The sequence below is a fragment of the Frigidibacter sp. MR17.24 genome, assembly GCF_037095655.1.
Classification (GTDB): Bacteria; Pseudomonadota; Alphaproteobacteria; order Rhodobacterales; family Rhodobacteraceae; genus Frigidibacter.
In genome coordinates, this window is record NZ_JBAWKE010000001.1 from 17119 (window position 1) to 30758 (window position 13640).

Below are 13640 nucleotides of genomic sequence, written 5' to 3' on the forward strand. Positions count from 1 at the left end.
GTTACCTTCTCGAGTCGGTTGAGATGTCGGTGACCTCTTCACCCACATCGACAATGCCGGGTTGTATGATGAGCTCTCTGACGTTCAGATCATGGGGTCCGTGCCGCTTCTTCACAGCTACAATCCGTCTGCGTATCCGCCCATGGTGGTCGTCGATCATCAACAACAATACCGTGTCGCCTAAGAAGCTTAGGTCGAGCGGCAGTGCCCGGTTCTCTCCTAGCAGACCTTGTTCCGCTACGATAAGGATCGTGAGAATGTTGCGCCGAGCTAAATATTTCAGCAAAGATTGAATATCGAACAGGGCTTGTTTTTGGTTCGACAGCGCGCTGACATAGCCCGTGAAACTGTCGATGACGACTACACGCAACTCGTCGCTCTCGGCTTCTCTCTGGACCATCTGTCCAAACTCGCCTGCAGAAAGTTCATCAGGATTGAAGTCGTAAAGCTTCAAGCGCCCGTCGGCATAATCCTGGCGTAGATTCATGCCCAGACCTTCACTGCGACGGAAAAAAGTCTCAACTCTCTCCTCAAACAGGAACAGGGCAACCTTTTCACCTCGCCGCAGGGCAGACTGGGCGTAAAGCGAGGCAATTGTGGATTTTCCCACGCCAGTTTGTCCGACGACCATCGTCGTCGTCCCGGGCTCCATTCCACCACCAAGAATGCCATCGAGTCTTTCCAGACCCGACTGAACCAGACCACCTCGTTCAAAGTTCTGCTTCAGGTCAACGTCTTCGGAAGGGACGGTGCGTGGGAATACAGTAACGCCGCTGCCCGTGCGGATATCCATGTCGTGCCAGCCGTCGCGAATGGCAACACCACGCATCTTTGCCACTTCAATACGCCGCCGAGCCCTACCGAATTCGGGAAGGGTTTTTTCTAGGGTGATGATCGCGTCAACGATGCCCCGTGCCTCTGTGTCGTAATGAGGGTCGCCTGCGGGTGCTGCATCGAGAAGCAGTGCTGTGATCCCCTGATCCTGAAGATGCTGACGAAGGCCTATTAGTTCGCGTTGATAACCCTGCTGGTCCGCCGTCAGGAGACGCACCTCCAACAGCGAGTCATACACCAGTCGTGCTGGCTTAACGGCATCAATCAGTCCATCGATACGCTCTCGCGTCCGATCCAAATGCAGATCCGAGGTGTGAAAGATCGACTGAGCCTTGCTTGGGAGGCCGTGGTCACGCGAGATATCGACGATATGAATGCCATCAAGCGACCATCCATGAGAGGCAGCTATCTTCCGCAGCTCAGCCTCCGTCTGACTGAGGCTGACATAGAGGCCGGTCTGCCCCTTTTCGGATCCATCCCGTAAGAACTGAAGCGCCAGCGTTGTCTTTCCTGTGCCAGGCGACCCTTGGATTAACGTGAGGCTCCCTGCGGTTATGCCTCCTTGGATGATCTTGTTGAGCCCTGGCGCGCCGCTCGACAACTTCTCGATCATGGAGGTCTCCTGCGTGTCGAACCTAAAGAGTGTATGCCGCTCCTCGGTTCCCCGGGAGACATCTTTTGCATGGCGAAGTGCCTTCGGGGGCCGTTCGGTAGCCAGCAACTATAGGAGCTCAGTTAACTCACGTCCCCGGCGCTCAGCACCAGCTGCCGACCGCGGGTGAACTCGATCTGCCTTTCTTCCGGAACGATCACCGGGCAGCACGCCCGACAGCGGCCTGTGTCCGCGCAACCATTCGGGGGCTCGCAGCGTTTCCGCCCAGTCCTGATGGGAGGAGCGAGGTCATGGCATCGCGTGCGGTCTGGAAGGGACAGATGCGTCTGTCGCTGGTGTCGATCCCGGTCGAGGTGCATCCGGCGGTGAAATCCGGTGCGCGGCTGTCGTTCCGCCAGATCCACGGCCCCTCGGGCAAGCCCGTGCGCTACGAGAAGACGGTGCCCGGCATCGGCCCGGTCAAGACCGCCGACATCCTGAAGGGCTATGAGCTTGGCAAGGACGAATACCTGCTGATCGATCCCGACGAAGTCGACGAGATCCGGCTGGAAACCAAGAAGACCTTCGAGCTGGTGCAATTCGTCGAGGAGCGCGAGATCCCGCCGCTCTATTACGACAAGCCCTATTACGTCGTGCCGACCGACGACCTGGCAGAGGATGCCTATCGCGTGGTGCGCGATGCGCTGCGTCAGGCGGGCAAGGTGGGGCTCGGGCAGCTGACGATGCGCGGCAAGGAATATCTCTGCGCGGTCAGGCCCTGCGGGGATGGCCTGCTTTTGGAAACGCTCCATTACGCCGACGAGATCCGCAATGCCGAGCCGCTCTTTTCGGGGATCGAGGATGATCCCGCCGATGACGAACTGCTGTCGGTCGCGACCCAGCTGATCGAGCGCAAGTCGGCGCCGTTCGACGCCAAGGCCTTCGAGGATCACTACGACACCGCGCTCAGGGGGCTGATCGAGGCGAAGCGCAGGAACCGCAAGACGCCGCGCGTGCAGACCGGGGACGAGCCGTCGCGACCGAAGGGCACGAATGTCGTCGACCTGATGGAGGCGCTGCGCGACAGCCTGAAGGCGGGCGAGGGCGGATCGAAATCCGGCTCACGCGGCGCGTCTTCGCGCGGGGCAGGGGCCAAGTCCGGCGGTGGCCGCGCGACGCGCGCATCGAAATCCACCACCAAATCCTCTGCGAAGACCTCGTCGAAGTCGCCACGCAAGTCCGCCTGATGGACCGCCTGGCACGCTACAACGAACGTCGGGACTTCACCTCGACCGCCGAGCCGGAAGGGGTCGCGGCACGGTCTGGCCCCGCGCTGCGCTACGGGATCCAGATGCATGCTGCCTCGCGGCTTCACTGGGATCTGCGGCTGGAATGGCAGGGCGTGCTGCTGAGCTGGGCTGTGACCCGCGGGCCGTCCAACGACCCCGCCGACAAGCGCCTTTCGGTCCGGACAGAGGATCACCCCGTCGACTACCTCGGGTTCGAGGGCACGATCCCGCAGAAGGACTATGGCGGCGGCACCGCGATGCTGTGGGACATCGGCTGGTGGCAGCCGTTCCACGACGTCGAGGACGGATTGCGCAAGGGTCATCTGCATTTCGCGCTTCATGGTCGGCGCGCGACGGGGAGCTGGTCGCTGGTCCGCCTGAAGGGCAAGGGCGAAGCCGCCGAGAACTGGCTTCTGGTCAAGGATCGCGATGCCGCGGCGGTGACGGGCGGCACGCCGCTGGCCGAACGCTTCGATCGGTCGATCCTGTCCAACCGCAGCCTGTCCGAGATCGCCCGGCGCGCGGAGCCGCGCGCCTTCGGCCCCGTCCGGCGCAGAGCCATCCCGCGCTTCCGTGCCGTGCAGCTGGCAGAGCTGCAGGATGCCCCGCCCGCGGGCGAAGGCTGGCAGCACGAGATCAAGCTCGACGGCTACCGGGCGCAGATCGCGCTGGGCAAGGGCGGGGTGCGGATCCGCACCCGCAATGGTCACGACTGGACAGACCGCTTTGCCGAACTGGTCCCACCGCTGGCAGAGCTGCGCTGTGACGGGGCGCTGATCGATGGCGAGATCGTCGCGGGTGCGGGCCTCGAGGGGTTCGGCGCGCTGCAGGACGCGATCAAGACGGGCGGCCCGTTCCGCTTCGTGGCCTTTGACCTTCTGGCCCTCGACGGGCGCGATCTGGCCGACGAGCCGCTGTCCACTCGGCGCACCGCGCTCGAGGCGCTGTTCGCCGGCCAACCCGCGCGCGGCCTGCTGCGGCTGTCGCCCGCGATCGACGACGATGCCGCCGGCGCGCTTGCCACGGTCTGCGGCGCGGGGGGCGAGGGGCTGGTGTCGAAGCGCCTCGATGCGCCCTATCTGTCCGGACGCGGGCCAACTTGGGTCAAGGCGAAATGCGTGCGACGGGCCGAGTTCCTGATCTGCGGCTGGCAACCCTCGGACCGGCGGGGCCGGCCCTTCGCCTCGCTGCTGCTTGCGACCTGTGAGGCGGGGCACCTGACCTATCGCGGCAAGGTCGGGACCGGTTTCGACGAGGCGTCGATGGCCGAGCTTGTCGCCGCGATGAGGCCGCTTGGGCGAAAGACCTCGCCGCTGGACGCGCCGCCGCCCGAGACGCGGGGCACGCGCTGGATCAGGCCCGCGCTGGTGGCCGAGATCGCCCATGCCGAGGTCACGCGTGACGGCCAGTTGCGGCACGCGCGTTTCGTGGCGCTGCGCGAGGACAAGCGGCCCGCCGAGGTGGTGATGGACGTTCAGGTGGAGGTGGAGATGGCGCGCGGCGACCGGGTGACGGTGGCGGGGATTGGCATCAGCCATCCTGACCGGGTGATCTTCCCGAAGCCGAAACGCACCAAGCTCGACCTCGCGCGCTACTGCGACGAGATGGCGGACCGGTTGCTGCCGGGGCTGGCCGACCGGCCGCTGTCGCTGTTGCGACTGCCCGAGGGGCTGGAGGGCGAGCGCTTTTTCCAGAAGCATGCGGGCAAGGGGTTCCCGAAGGCGATCCGGTCGGTGGCGATCACCGAAAGCGACGGCAAGACGGCGGACTACATGGCTGTCACCGATGCCGCGGGTCTCGTGGCCGCGGTGCAGATGGGCACGGTCGAATTCCACCCCTGGGGCGCGCGGCGCGACCGGCTCGACCGGCCCGAACGGCTGGTCTTCGACCTCGACCCCGACGAGGGGCTGGGCTTCGCCGCCGTCCGCCGCGGCGCCTTCGAGCTGCGCGATCGGCTCGACGCCATGGGACTTGCCGCCTATCCAATGGTCTCGGGCGGCAAGGGGATCCATGTGATCGTGCCGCTGACGCGCACGATCGGCTGGGACAGCGCGAAGATTTTCGCCCAGCTTCTGGCCACGGTGATGAGCGAGGCTGCGCCCGACCGCTACACGGCCACGATGTCGAAGGCAGCGCGCGAGGGGCGCATCTTCATCGATTGGCTGCGCAACGAGCGCGGGGCGACGGCAATCGCTCCCTTTTCGGTCCGTGCCCGGCCGGGGGCGCCGGTCGCGGTGCCGCTGGCCTGGGACGAGCTGTCGCGCCTGCGCCGCGCCGACGGCTTCGACATGGAGCGTGCACGCGAACGGACCTGGTCGGATCTCGAAGTTCCGCCCCCGCAGGTGCTGAACCGGCGCGTGCTCGATGCCTTGCAGGATCAGAAGGGGGAAGCGTGATGAGGCGGATGGCGATGACGGCTCTCGGGGGCCTTTGCGCGGCGGCGCTTCTGGCCGGGTGCGGCGGCGGACCGCACGACGTGGCCGGGCAGGAGACCGGCGCACGCCCTGCGCTGCCCGCCCCCACGCGCGCCGCCCTGCCGACGCTGAACATCGCGCCCGCGACAGGCTGGCCCGCGGGAGAGGCGCCGCGCCCCGCCGCAGGGCTTGAGGTTCAGGCCTTTGCCACCGGCCTCGACCATCCCCGCTGGCTGCATGTCCTGCCGAACGGCGACGTGCTTGTCGCCGAAAGCAACAAGCAGCCGTCGGCTCCCAAAAGCCTGCGCGGCCTGGTGCAGAAGCAGGTCATGCGATTGGCCGGGGCGGAGGTTCAGAGCGCCGATCGCATCAGCCTTCTGCGCGATACCGATGGCGACGGGGTGGTCGACCTGCGCTCGGTGCTTCTCGCGGGTCTCACCTCGCCCTTCGGCATGGCGCTGGTGGGTGACCGGCTTTACGTCGCCGAGACGGACGCACTGACGATCTTCCCCTACCACCAGGGCCAGACACGGATCACGGACCCCGGTCGCCGGGTGCGGGCGCTGCCCGCCAACGGCCCGAACCACCACTGGACCAAGGGGCTGGTCGCCGCGCCGGATGGCACGCTGTTCGTCTCGGTCGGGTCCAACAGCGATCATGGCGAGGCTGGAGAACAGGCCGAAACGTCCCGGGCGGCGATCTGGCGCATCGATCCCGCCCGGGACCGGGCCGAGGTCTATGCCAGCGGCATCCGCAACCCGGTCGGCCTGGCGATCGAGCCGCGGACCGAGCAGCTCTGGACCGTCGCCAACGAGCGTGACGAGCTTGGCGACCAGTTGGTGCCCGATTATCTGACCTCGGTCGGCAAGGGGCAGAGCTTTGGCTGGCCTTGGGTCTACTACGGTGGCTCGCCCGATCCCCGTGTCGACTGGTCTTCAGGCCCGCCCGATGACGTCTCGCGCCCGGATTATGCGCTTGGGTCGCATGTCGCACCTCTGGGGCTCGCCTTCGCCCATGGATCGGCGCTCGGCGCGCGTTGGACCGAGGGCGCCTTCATCGGTGAGCATGGATCCTGAAACCGCCGTCCGGCGGCCGGGTATGCGGTCGTCTTCGTTCCGTTCCGCAATGGACATCCCGCGGGGCCGCCGGTCGAGATCCTGGGCGGTTTCCGGACAGAGACGGGCCTCGCCCGCGGGCGACCGGTCGGCGTTTCGGTCGCGCGCGACGGCGCGTTGCTGGTCGCCGATGATGTGGGGAACACGGTCTGGCGTGTGTCGCGCCAACCGCGACCCTGACCGGACCCCGCGGATGGCAGCAAACAAGCGTGCCTAGGGAACATCTGGCTTGGATCCCTGTTCGAGACGACCCCAATCAAGGAGGCTCCGATGCCCGCCAAGACGCTCGACATCCTGTTCCATGACACATTGCGCGACATCTACTATGCCGAACGCAAGATCCTGAAGGCGCTTCCCAAGATGGCGCGCGCCGCGCAGAGCGAGGATCTGCGCGCTGCATTCGAGCACCACCGCGAAGAGACTGAGGGCCAGATCGAACGGCTGCAGCAGGTGTTCGACCTGATCGGAAAGCCCGCGCGCGGGAAGACCTGCGACGCGATCGAGGGGATTCTCAGCGAGGGCGAGGAGATCATGGAGTCCTTCAAGGACAGCCAATCGCTCGATGCGGGCCTCGTCTCCTCCGGACAGGCCGTCGAGCATTACGAAATGGCGCGCTACGGCACACTTGCCGCTTGGGCGCGCGAGATGGGCCAGATGCAGGCGGCCGAGCTGTTGCAGCAGACGCTGGCCGAAGAAGAGAATGCTGACAAGTCCCTGACGAAGCTTGCCAAGTCCGCAATCAACCTTGCCGCGCAAAAGAACGCGGCCTGAGCCTGGAGGATACGGTCATGCCCAACAGCGAAAAGTCCCGCGCAAAGGCCCCGGATGTCGAGCGGAAGAACGCTCAGGATGATCATGAGGGCTCTCCCCACGATCCCAGCGAGTTCTTGCCCGACACCGGTGAAACGGCGGATGATGACGCAGCCGGTCTAAGCGTCGCCGAGCGTGCGCATGCGATCTGGGAGCGCGAAGGCCGCCCCGACGGACAGCATGAACGTCACTGGCGCATGGCGGAAGAGGAGCGGGATCAGACGACCAAGCCCTCGCTGCGCCCTGAGGCAGCGGGTGGGCCTGGCGAGCCGATCCCGATGTCGGGCACGACGCGCCAACCTGCGGTGGCACGTCCGGAAGGGCCGGGGGCTGCGTCGGGCGATCCGACCGAGTGAATCGCGGGGTCAACGCATCCGGCTGACGCCCCACAGGGTGACGGGCCCTCGGCCCAGGTGATCCAGCGCGGCGCATGGAACTGGTCCGGGCCGGTGTCACACCGGCCCGGAACGCGTCTTCAGTCCTCCCAGTTGAATTCGGGAGCGTTCTCCAGATCTTCGCGCGTCGAGGTGAAGACCACGTAATAGTCTCCATCCGCGTCGTTGCCGCGCACCATGCGCAGGTTCTCCATCGAGACCGCGACACGCTTCTCGCCGATGCCCAAGAAGCCGCCCATGTCGACGACGACCGCGCGCACCTGACCCTCGGGCGAGATCACGAGATCCTCGATCTCGCCGACATCCTCCCAGGCGGCATCGGGCTCATCGAACATCGCGTCGCGCCCGACGTCGGTGTCGCTGACGTAAAGGTTCCGGTCCGTCAGCTCCTCTGCCGACAGATCTCCTTCGGCACGCTGATAGCCGAACGGGCCGCCCGGCGTTGGCATCGCGGTGTCCCCGCCCGTCATCGAGCGGCCGGGCTTTGCCGCAGGGGGCGATCCTTCGGCGGCGTCCTGCGTTCCAGTGTCGGAGCCTGCGCTGTCAGGCGCTGTGCTGCCTGATCCCGCCGTGGTCCCCTCGGGCATGTCGCTTTGCTGCTCCGTGGCGCCACTGCCGGTCTCTGGGGGGCTTTCGGCCATCGTGCCGCCCTGTGTGACCGTAGAGCCGCCTTCGCTCGACTGGGCCTGGGCCGTTCCGGCGGCGAGGGCGGCGATCGCGCAGGCCTGGAAAAGACTGGAAAGGTGCTTGGTCATGTCGTCCTCCTCTGCCACAGCCGTGATGGCCGTGCTGGGAGCGTCGAACAGTCAGGCAGCCGCATGGTTCCCCGGAAATCCCAATTCGCGCGCTCTCACGGTGGCCGGTCGACTGGCAAGATCCAAGTGGGGAACAAGTGCTGCCGGTGGTTGTTGAGGAAACCGGCGGCGGCGCGAGGCCGACCGTCCTCGACACCCAAACATCCGCTTGGGAGGTTCGCATGGCCCTGTTCTCCAAAGACATCCGCTCCATGGACCAGCTCTACCTGCACATGCTGCAGGATATCTACTATGCCGAGCAGCAGATCGAGAAGGCGCTGCCCAAGATGATCGAGAAGGCTGGCGACCAAAGCCTGCGCGACGGTTTCACCGCGCATCTGGGCGAAACGCGCGAGCACATCTCTCGGCTCGAGCGCGTGTTCGGGCTGATCGGCCATCCGCCGAAGGGGACCGACTGCCCCGCCATCGACGGCATCCTGAAGGAGGCCAACGAGATAGCCGGCGACATCGAGGGGCAGGAGGTGCTCGATGCCGCGCTCGCGGCCGCCGCGCAGGCGGTGGAGCACTACGAAATCACGCGCTACGGCACTCTTATCGCCTGGTCGAAGGAGCTTGACCACGGTGAATGCGCCGAGATCCTCGAACTGACGCTGGCCGAAGAGCATGGTGCCGACGATTGGCTCACCGCGCTTGCGCAGGAGCGGCTGAACGCCGCCGCAGCCTGATCCGTGGCCCTTCCCCCCGATCTCGAGGCGCGCCGTCGCCAGACGCGGCGCTCCTTGTTCATCGCGGCGCTGGTGGCGTTGATCCTTGCCGCCTTGACGACCTACGGCTGTGCCTGGCGGGGCGCGGGCACCGGCGCACCGGATCCCGAACTGCTGGACACCCCCGACCTCTGATCCAGACCTGAAGGAGAAACCGCAATGACCGCTGCCAAGACCACGCAGGACCATGACACGATCCGCAACTGGGCCATCGCCCGTGGCGGGCAGCCCGCTAGGGTCGCCGGCGAAGACATCCTTCGCATCGACTTTACCGATCCCGGGGGGGAGGCCGAGGATGGACTCGAAGCGATCGACTGGGACGCGTTCTTCCGGATCTTCGACGACCGTGGTCTTGAGTTTCTCTATCAGGACATGACGTCGTCAGGCGATGAAAGCCGCTTCTGCAAGTTTGTGCTGCCGGACCAAAGCATCCACGCGACGCCCGTCTGAGCCGGGAAGCGGGGGGGGGGGGGGGGAGGGGGGGAGGGGGGGNGTTTGTGCTGCCGGACCAAAGCATCCACGCGACGCCCGTCTGAGCCGGGAAGCGGGCCGTCCCGAGGGACGGCCCGCTTTCGACTTCAGATCATCGGTTGCCCGCCGTTGACCGCGATGGTGGCGCCCGTCGTGTAGGAAGAGGCCGGGTCGGCCAGCATCACGTAGGCGGAGGCGAGCTCCGCCGGCTGGCCGGGTCGACCCATCGGCGTCTGGCCCCCGAAGCTCTCGACATCATCCTCGGGCATGGTCGAGGGGATGAGCGGTGTCCAGACCGGACCCGGGGCCACGCAGTTCACCCGAATGCCGTCACCCGCCAGCAGTCCCGCAAGCCCCACGGTGAAGTTCTGGATTGCGCCCTTCGTCACGGCATAGGCCAAAAGCCCGGGGTTCGGTTTGTCCGCGTTGATCGAGGTCGTGTTGATGATGGTGCCGCGGCTCTCCCGTAGATGCGGCAGCGCGGCCTTCGCCAGCCGGAACATCGCCGTGACGTTGACGCGGAAGGTTGTGTCCCATTCCTCGTCGCTGATCTGCTCAAGACTGTCGAATCTTGCCTGGTGAGCGGCGTTGTTCACGAGGATGTCGAGCTTTCCGAACGCCGCGACGGTCTTGTCGACCAGCATCCGGCAATGCTCGGCGCCGCCGATGTCGCCCGGCAGCAGATGCGCGCGACGCCCCGCCGTTCGCACCAATGCCGCGGTCTCTTCCGCCTCGGCATCCTCATCGAGATAGGCGATGGCGACATCGGCACCTTCGCGCGCGAAGGCCAACGCCACTGCGCGTCCGATGCCGCTGTCGGCCCCGGTGATCAGCGCGACCTTGTCGGCCAGTCGCCCCGAGCCGCGATAGCTGTCCTCGCCGTGGTCGGGGCGCGGGGTCATCCTGTCGGTCGCGCCCGGCATAGGCTGGGATTGGGCGGGGAAGGGCGGTGCGGGATGGCTCATGGCAGGTCCATTCACTGGGTCAACGGCGGGCCGCGCGGGGCATGCCGCTGACGATTGAGCATGACGCGCCTCGAACAGGCGAACCACCAGAAGGTTCCGGAATTATCGTCGCGCCGGGAGGGGGCGGAGCCGTGTGGTGAAAACTGGCGTTTCGACTCGGATCCGACACCGGCCCCATTGACGGTAGGATCACGCGATGCAACGGGCTAGAGTGCTGCAGGAAGCGCGGATGTCCTCCAGCAGGAGTGCCAAGGGCACACATGGCCAAGAAAGACCCGAAGAAGCCGAGCAGCGCCCCGGAAGCCCAGCTTGGGGAGACGCAGGACATGCCCGTAGCGCCCGACCGGATGATCGAGCTGGCACAAAGGCTTCAGGACCGGCTGTGGGCGCATCTGTCAGAAACGAAGGACCTCGCCACTCGCGGTCCAAACGGCAAGCCGATGCGTTTGCACAGACTTGTCAGGCACTCAATTCAACAAGCCGCTGCCTCGCCTGCGATGTTCGCTCCGTAAAAGCCGCGCCAGCCAGACCGCCACCGGCTCGGACCTGTCACGATCGGCGGCAAGACGGATGGCGCGCTCGAGCGTCGCCTCGACCAACCGGTCCGCCGCCGCGCCGTCTGCCAGCAGACGGCGTGCCTCGGCCCGCAGAAGCGGCAGCGCCGCCATCGGACCCGAGGGGGCTGAAAGCGGACGCCGCGCGCCCTGTCTTTCAAGCTCGGTCAACAGGCAGCGGGCGCCCGTGGGCTTCGAAAAGCGCGGGACGTCGCTGAACCGGATCGGCAGCGCGCGATCCGTGCCGGAGTAGAAAAGAAGGGGCACCCGTCTTGCCATCAGCCGCTCGGCCAGCGCGAAAGACGTGCCCCGAACCAGCTGGATGTCGAGGATCGCGCCGCCGGCCTCGTCCGCCGCGGCCATCGCGTCGCCGTCGCGTCGGAACGGTCCGATGATCCGCGCGCCAAGACGGGCCAGCTCGGCGCTGAGTCCGGTTGCTAGGATGTAGTCATCTTCCACCAGCAGGATCCGCACGGCCACCCCCCAAGGATCCGGTTTCGGTCACGAAATCTTTGCCCAGCCTAGGCTCTCGCCCGTCCCGGATGAACCCGCAGCTTGACACGACTGCGCTTTCCGCATCATCCACCCTCAAGCCACGCGTGCAAATGGGTCCGCAAACCGGCCTGCCTGGCATCGGCGGATTTCAGCCCGCGCGACGGTGTCGCGCGCGGGAAAATTTGCGCGCGCCCTTCTCCTCATGATGCCTCAACACAGGGAACGCCGATGACCGATGACGGCTACACCCCGCCAGTGCCACCGCAGACCCAGAACCCCGTCGAGACCGGCCCGGGGGGCGAGCTGCACCATCGCCACGGCCGGGACATGGCTCACCCGACCACCTTGCAGGGCGCGCCGATTGCCGGCGACGACGCGGCGCAGGGCGCTGGCGACTTCATCACCCGCTGCGGTGCCCTGCGGGCCTGGGCGCGCGAGGTCTGAGGCGCGGAAACCCGGGAACGTGGGCATGTCGGCGGCGTTTCGAAACCATGGATCTGGTGATGTCGGAACTTTCGATCTCTTTCGCGGCCACCCCGCCCGGGGTGGCGCTGCTGCGCGTGATGCTCGCAATCCTGCTTGGCGGCGCGATCGGGTTCGAGCGGGAACTGCGCGACAAGGCGGCGGGCCTCAGGACCCATGTTCTGATCGCTGCGGCCAGCTGCCTGTTTGCTCTGATCGCACTCGAACTGATCGCGGCGGCCGACACGCGCGGGGGCGCGGCGGACGAGCGCATCGACATCCTGCGTCTGATCGAGGCGGTGACGGCCGGCGTCGCCTTCCTGGCTGCGGGGTCGATCATCACCTCCGGCGGGCGAGTGAAAGGGCTGACGACAGGGGCCGGGATGTGGATGGCCGGTGCGGTCGGACTTGCTTGCGGCGTTGGCCTCGCCGGCCTTGGCGCGATCGCGGCAATGACCACGATCGTCGTGCTGTGGGCCTTCAAGCTGGGTGCCGACCGGGTCGACGCGCGGGGGCGAGATCGCAGTTGATGCCCCGGGAACATCCACATGGCCCGCCTGTTCTGGAGGCTTCCCCTTCCAGAAAGGCACGACATGACCAGAAGATCCGGCAGCAATCATCCGCATTCGGCACCTGGCCAGAGCGGCGAAGGACAGCCCGAGCGGTCCGATCGCGACGTGAACAAGGCTGATCCAGCGCGCGAAGGCTGGCGCATCAAGCGGTCCGAGACGGACACGCCCCTGACACCCGAGGAGAAGGTGTTCGATGAACAGGACAGGGCCCGGCGACGGCGCGAGAGACGACAGGCGCAGTAAGCGGGGCGACGCGGACCCTCATGCACCTGTCCCGCAGGTTCGGCAGGATCACCCCGGCGACGGGGTCGAAGAGCTGGAAACGCGTCTTCCCTCGACCTCGGCCGCGGTGCACGAGGTCATCCGCCGCGACGGCGACAAGGAACTGAACCGCGAGGTGATGGCCCTTCTGTGGTCGGCCGTCGCGGGCGGGATCACGATGAGCACCTCGTTCATGGCCCGCGGCATCCTGCGCGCGAACCTGCCCGAGACCGACTTCGGCTTTCTGTTCGAGGCCATGGGTTACACTGTGGGCTTTCTCTTCGTCATCGCCGCGAACCAGCAGCTTTTCACCGAAAACACGGTGACGGCGGTGCTGCCGTTCATGACCCGGCCCGACCGGCGCAACCTGATGCGCCTGCTGCGGCTTTGGGGCGTGGTGCTTGCGGGCAACACGCTGGGCGGCCTGATCGCCGCGGCGGTCTTCGCCTTCATGCCGGTCTTTCCGCCGGACGTGGGCGAGGCCTTCGTCGAGATCGGTCACCATCTCGTCGAGAAGCCCGCGCTGCAGATGCTGGGAGGGGGCATCATCTCGGGCTGGCTGATCGCCACGATGGTCTGGGCGATCTACGCGACCGGTCAGGCCAAGCTCGCGATCATTTTCCTCGCGACCTATCTCATCGCCATCGGCGACTTTCCGCATGTCATCGTCGGCACGGTCGAGGTGCTTCACCTACTGATGCTGGGTGAAACCGCGACCGGAGCCGCGATCTTCCGCTTCTGGCTGCCGGTCCTGGCCGGCAACGTCATCGGTGGCACGCTGATCTTCGCGCTGATCAGCCATGCACAGGTGCGGGCCGATCACGACAGCGGCACGGACGAGGACGCGACCGCCGGGCGCTGAGCCGGCCTGCGCCGCCCGCCGGGAACATTC

16 protein-coding genes are annotated in these 13640 nt (G+C 66.4%); 12 read left to right on the top strand and 4 right to left on the bottom strand.

Features of this window, described 5'->3' with window-relative positions:
- Nucleotide 1: 1 nt before the first annotated feature.
- A complete protein-coding gene (locus V8J39_RS00085; RefSeq protein WP_336458841.1) occupies nt 2-1447 on the bottom strand; it encodes an ATPase domain-containing protein in 1446 nt (481 codons plus the stop codon).
- 290 nt (nt 1448-1737) lie between these two features.
- On the opposite strand from V8J39_RS00085, the gene ku reads away from it, so the two are divergent.
- The 5 genes from ku to V8J39_RS00110 all read left to right on the top strand — a co-directional run bounded on the left by ku (nt 1738) and on the right by V8J39_RS00110 (nt 7410).
- Nucleotides 1738-2673: a non-homologous end joining protein Ku gene (ku, locus tag V8J39_RS00090; protein ID WP_336458842.1), complete on the top strand. Its 936-nt coding sequence runs from the start codon at nt 1738-1740 to the stop codon at nt 2671-2673.
- Nucleotides 2673-5111: a DNA ligase D gene (gene ligD / locus V8J39_RS00095; protein WP_336458844.1), complete on the top strand. Its 2439-nt coding sequence runs from the start codon at nt 2673-2675 to the stop codon at nt 5109-5111. Before ku ends, ligD begins: the two co-directional genes overlap by 1 nt.
- An 8-nt stretch (nt 5112-5119) precedes the next feature.
- Complete coding sequence (locus V8J39_RS00100; RefSeq protein WP_336458845.1) at nt 5120-6205, top strand: PQQ-dependent sugar dehydrogenase; 1086 nt, start codon at nt 5120-5122, stop codon at nt 6203-6205.
- Nucleotides 6206-6514: 309 nt separating this feature from the next.
- Entirely contained in the window at nt 6515-7015 is a 501-nt protein-coding gene (locus V8J39_RS00105; RefSeq protein ID WP_336458846.1) for a YciE/YciF ferroxidase family protein, read from the top strand.
- A gap of 17 nt (nt 7016-7032) precedes the next feature.
- Nucleotides 7033-7410: a DUF2934 domain-containing protein gene (locus tag V8J39_RS00110; protein ID WP_336458847.1), complete on the top strand. Its 378-nt coding sequence runs from the start codon at nt 7033-7035 to the stop codon at nt 7408-7410.
- 119 nt (nt 7411-7529) lie between these two features.
- On the opposite strand, the gene V8J39_RS00115 is transcribed toward V8J39_RS00110, so the two are convergent.
- Nucleotides 7530-8204 carry a PRC-barrel domain-containing protein gene (locus V8J39_RS00115; protein WP_336458848.1) on the bottom strand — a complete coding sequence of 225 codons (675 nt, stop codon included), beginning with the start codon at nt 8202-8204 and terminating at the stop codon, nt 7530-7532.
- A gap of 221 nt (nt 8205-8425) precedes the next feature.
- On the opposite strand from V8J39_RS00115, the gene V8J39_RS00120 reads away from it, so the two are divergent.
- Genes V8J39_RS00120 through V8J39_RS00130 form a run of 3 tightly spaced genes read left to right on the top strand, consistent with a single transcriptional unit; the run spans nt 8426 to nt 9418 of the window.
- On the top strand, nt 8426-8929 hold the full coding sequence (locus tag V8J39_RS00120; protein WP_336458849.1) for a YciE/YciF ferroxidase family protein: 504 nt from the start codon (nt 8426-8428) through the stop codon (nt 8927-8929).
- A 3-nt stretch (nt 8930-8932) separates the two neighbouring features.
- Nucleotides 8933-9103 (top strand): hypothetical protein, encoded by a 171-nt coding sequence (locus V8J39_RS00125; protein WP_336458850.1) that lies wholly within the window; start codon nt 8933-8935, stop codon nt 9101-9103.
- A 24-nt stretch (nt 9104-9127) separates the two neighbouring features.
- The gene (locus V8J39_RS00130; RefSeq protein WP_336458851.1) at nt 9128-9418 is read left to right on the top strand and encodes a hypothetical protein; all 291 of its coding nucleotides are present in this window, start codon (nt 9128-9130) and stop codon (nt 9416-9418) included.
- A gap of 128 nt (nt 9419-9546) precedes the next feature.
- Here V8J39_RS00130 and V8J39_RS00135 read toward each other — a convergent pair whose 3' ends face one another.
- Both V8J39_RS00135 and V8J39_RS00140 read right to left on the bottom strand, forming a co-directional pair.
- The gene (locus tag V8J39_RS00135) at nt 9547-10404 is read right to left on the bottom strand and encodes a glucose 1-dehydrogenase (protein WP_336460160.1); all 858 of its coding nucleotides are present in this window, start codon (nt 10402-10404) and stop codon (nt 9547-9549) included.
- Between the two features lie 467 nt (nt 10405-10871).
- The gene (locus V8J39_RS00140; protein WP_336458852.1) at nt 10872-11432 is read right to left on the bottom strand and encodes a response regulator; all 561 of its coding nucleotides are present in this window, start codon (nt 11430-11432) and stop codon (nt 10872-10874) included.
- Between the two features lie 249 nt (nt 11433-11681).
- On the opposite strand from V8J39_RS00140, the gene V8J39_RS00145 reads away from it, so the two are divergent.
- From V8J39_RS00145 to V8J39_RS00160, 4 genes are all read left to right on the top strand, one after another.
- Nucleotides 11682-11897, top strand: coding sequence for a hypothetical protein (locus V8J39_RS00145; protein ID WP_336458853.1), 216 nt, complete (start codon nt 11682-11684; stop codon nt 11895-11897).
- A gap of 47 nt (nt 11898-11944) precedes the next feature.
- Nucleotides 11945-12445, top strand: a complete 501-nt coding sequence (locus V8J39_RS00150) for an MgtC/SapB family protein (protein ID WP_336458854.1) — start codon at nt 11945-11947, stop codon at nt 12443-12445.
- Nucleotides 12446-12508: 63 nt separating this feature from the next.
- Nucleotides 12509-12730 carry a hypothetical protein gene (locus tag V8J39_RS00155; protein WP_336458855.1) on the top strand — a complete coding sequence of 74 codons (222 nt, stop codon included), beginning with the start codon at nt 12509-12511 and terminating at the stop codon, nt 12728-12730.
- Between the two features lie 106 nt (nt 12731-12836).
- Nucleotides 12837-13610 (top strand): formate/nitrite transporter family protein, encoded by a 774-nt coding sequence (locus V8J39_RS00160; protein WP_336458856.1) that lies wholly within the window; start codon nt 12837-12839, stop codon nt 13608-13610.
- Nucleotides 13611-13640 lie beyond the last annotated feature (30 nt).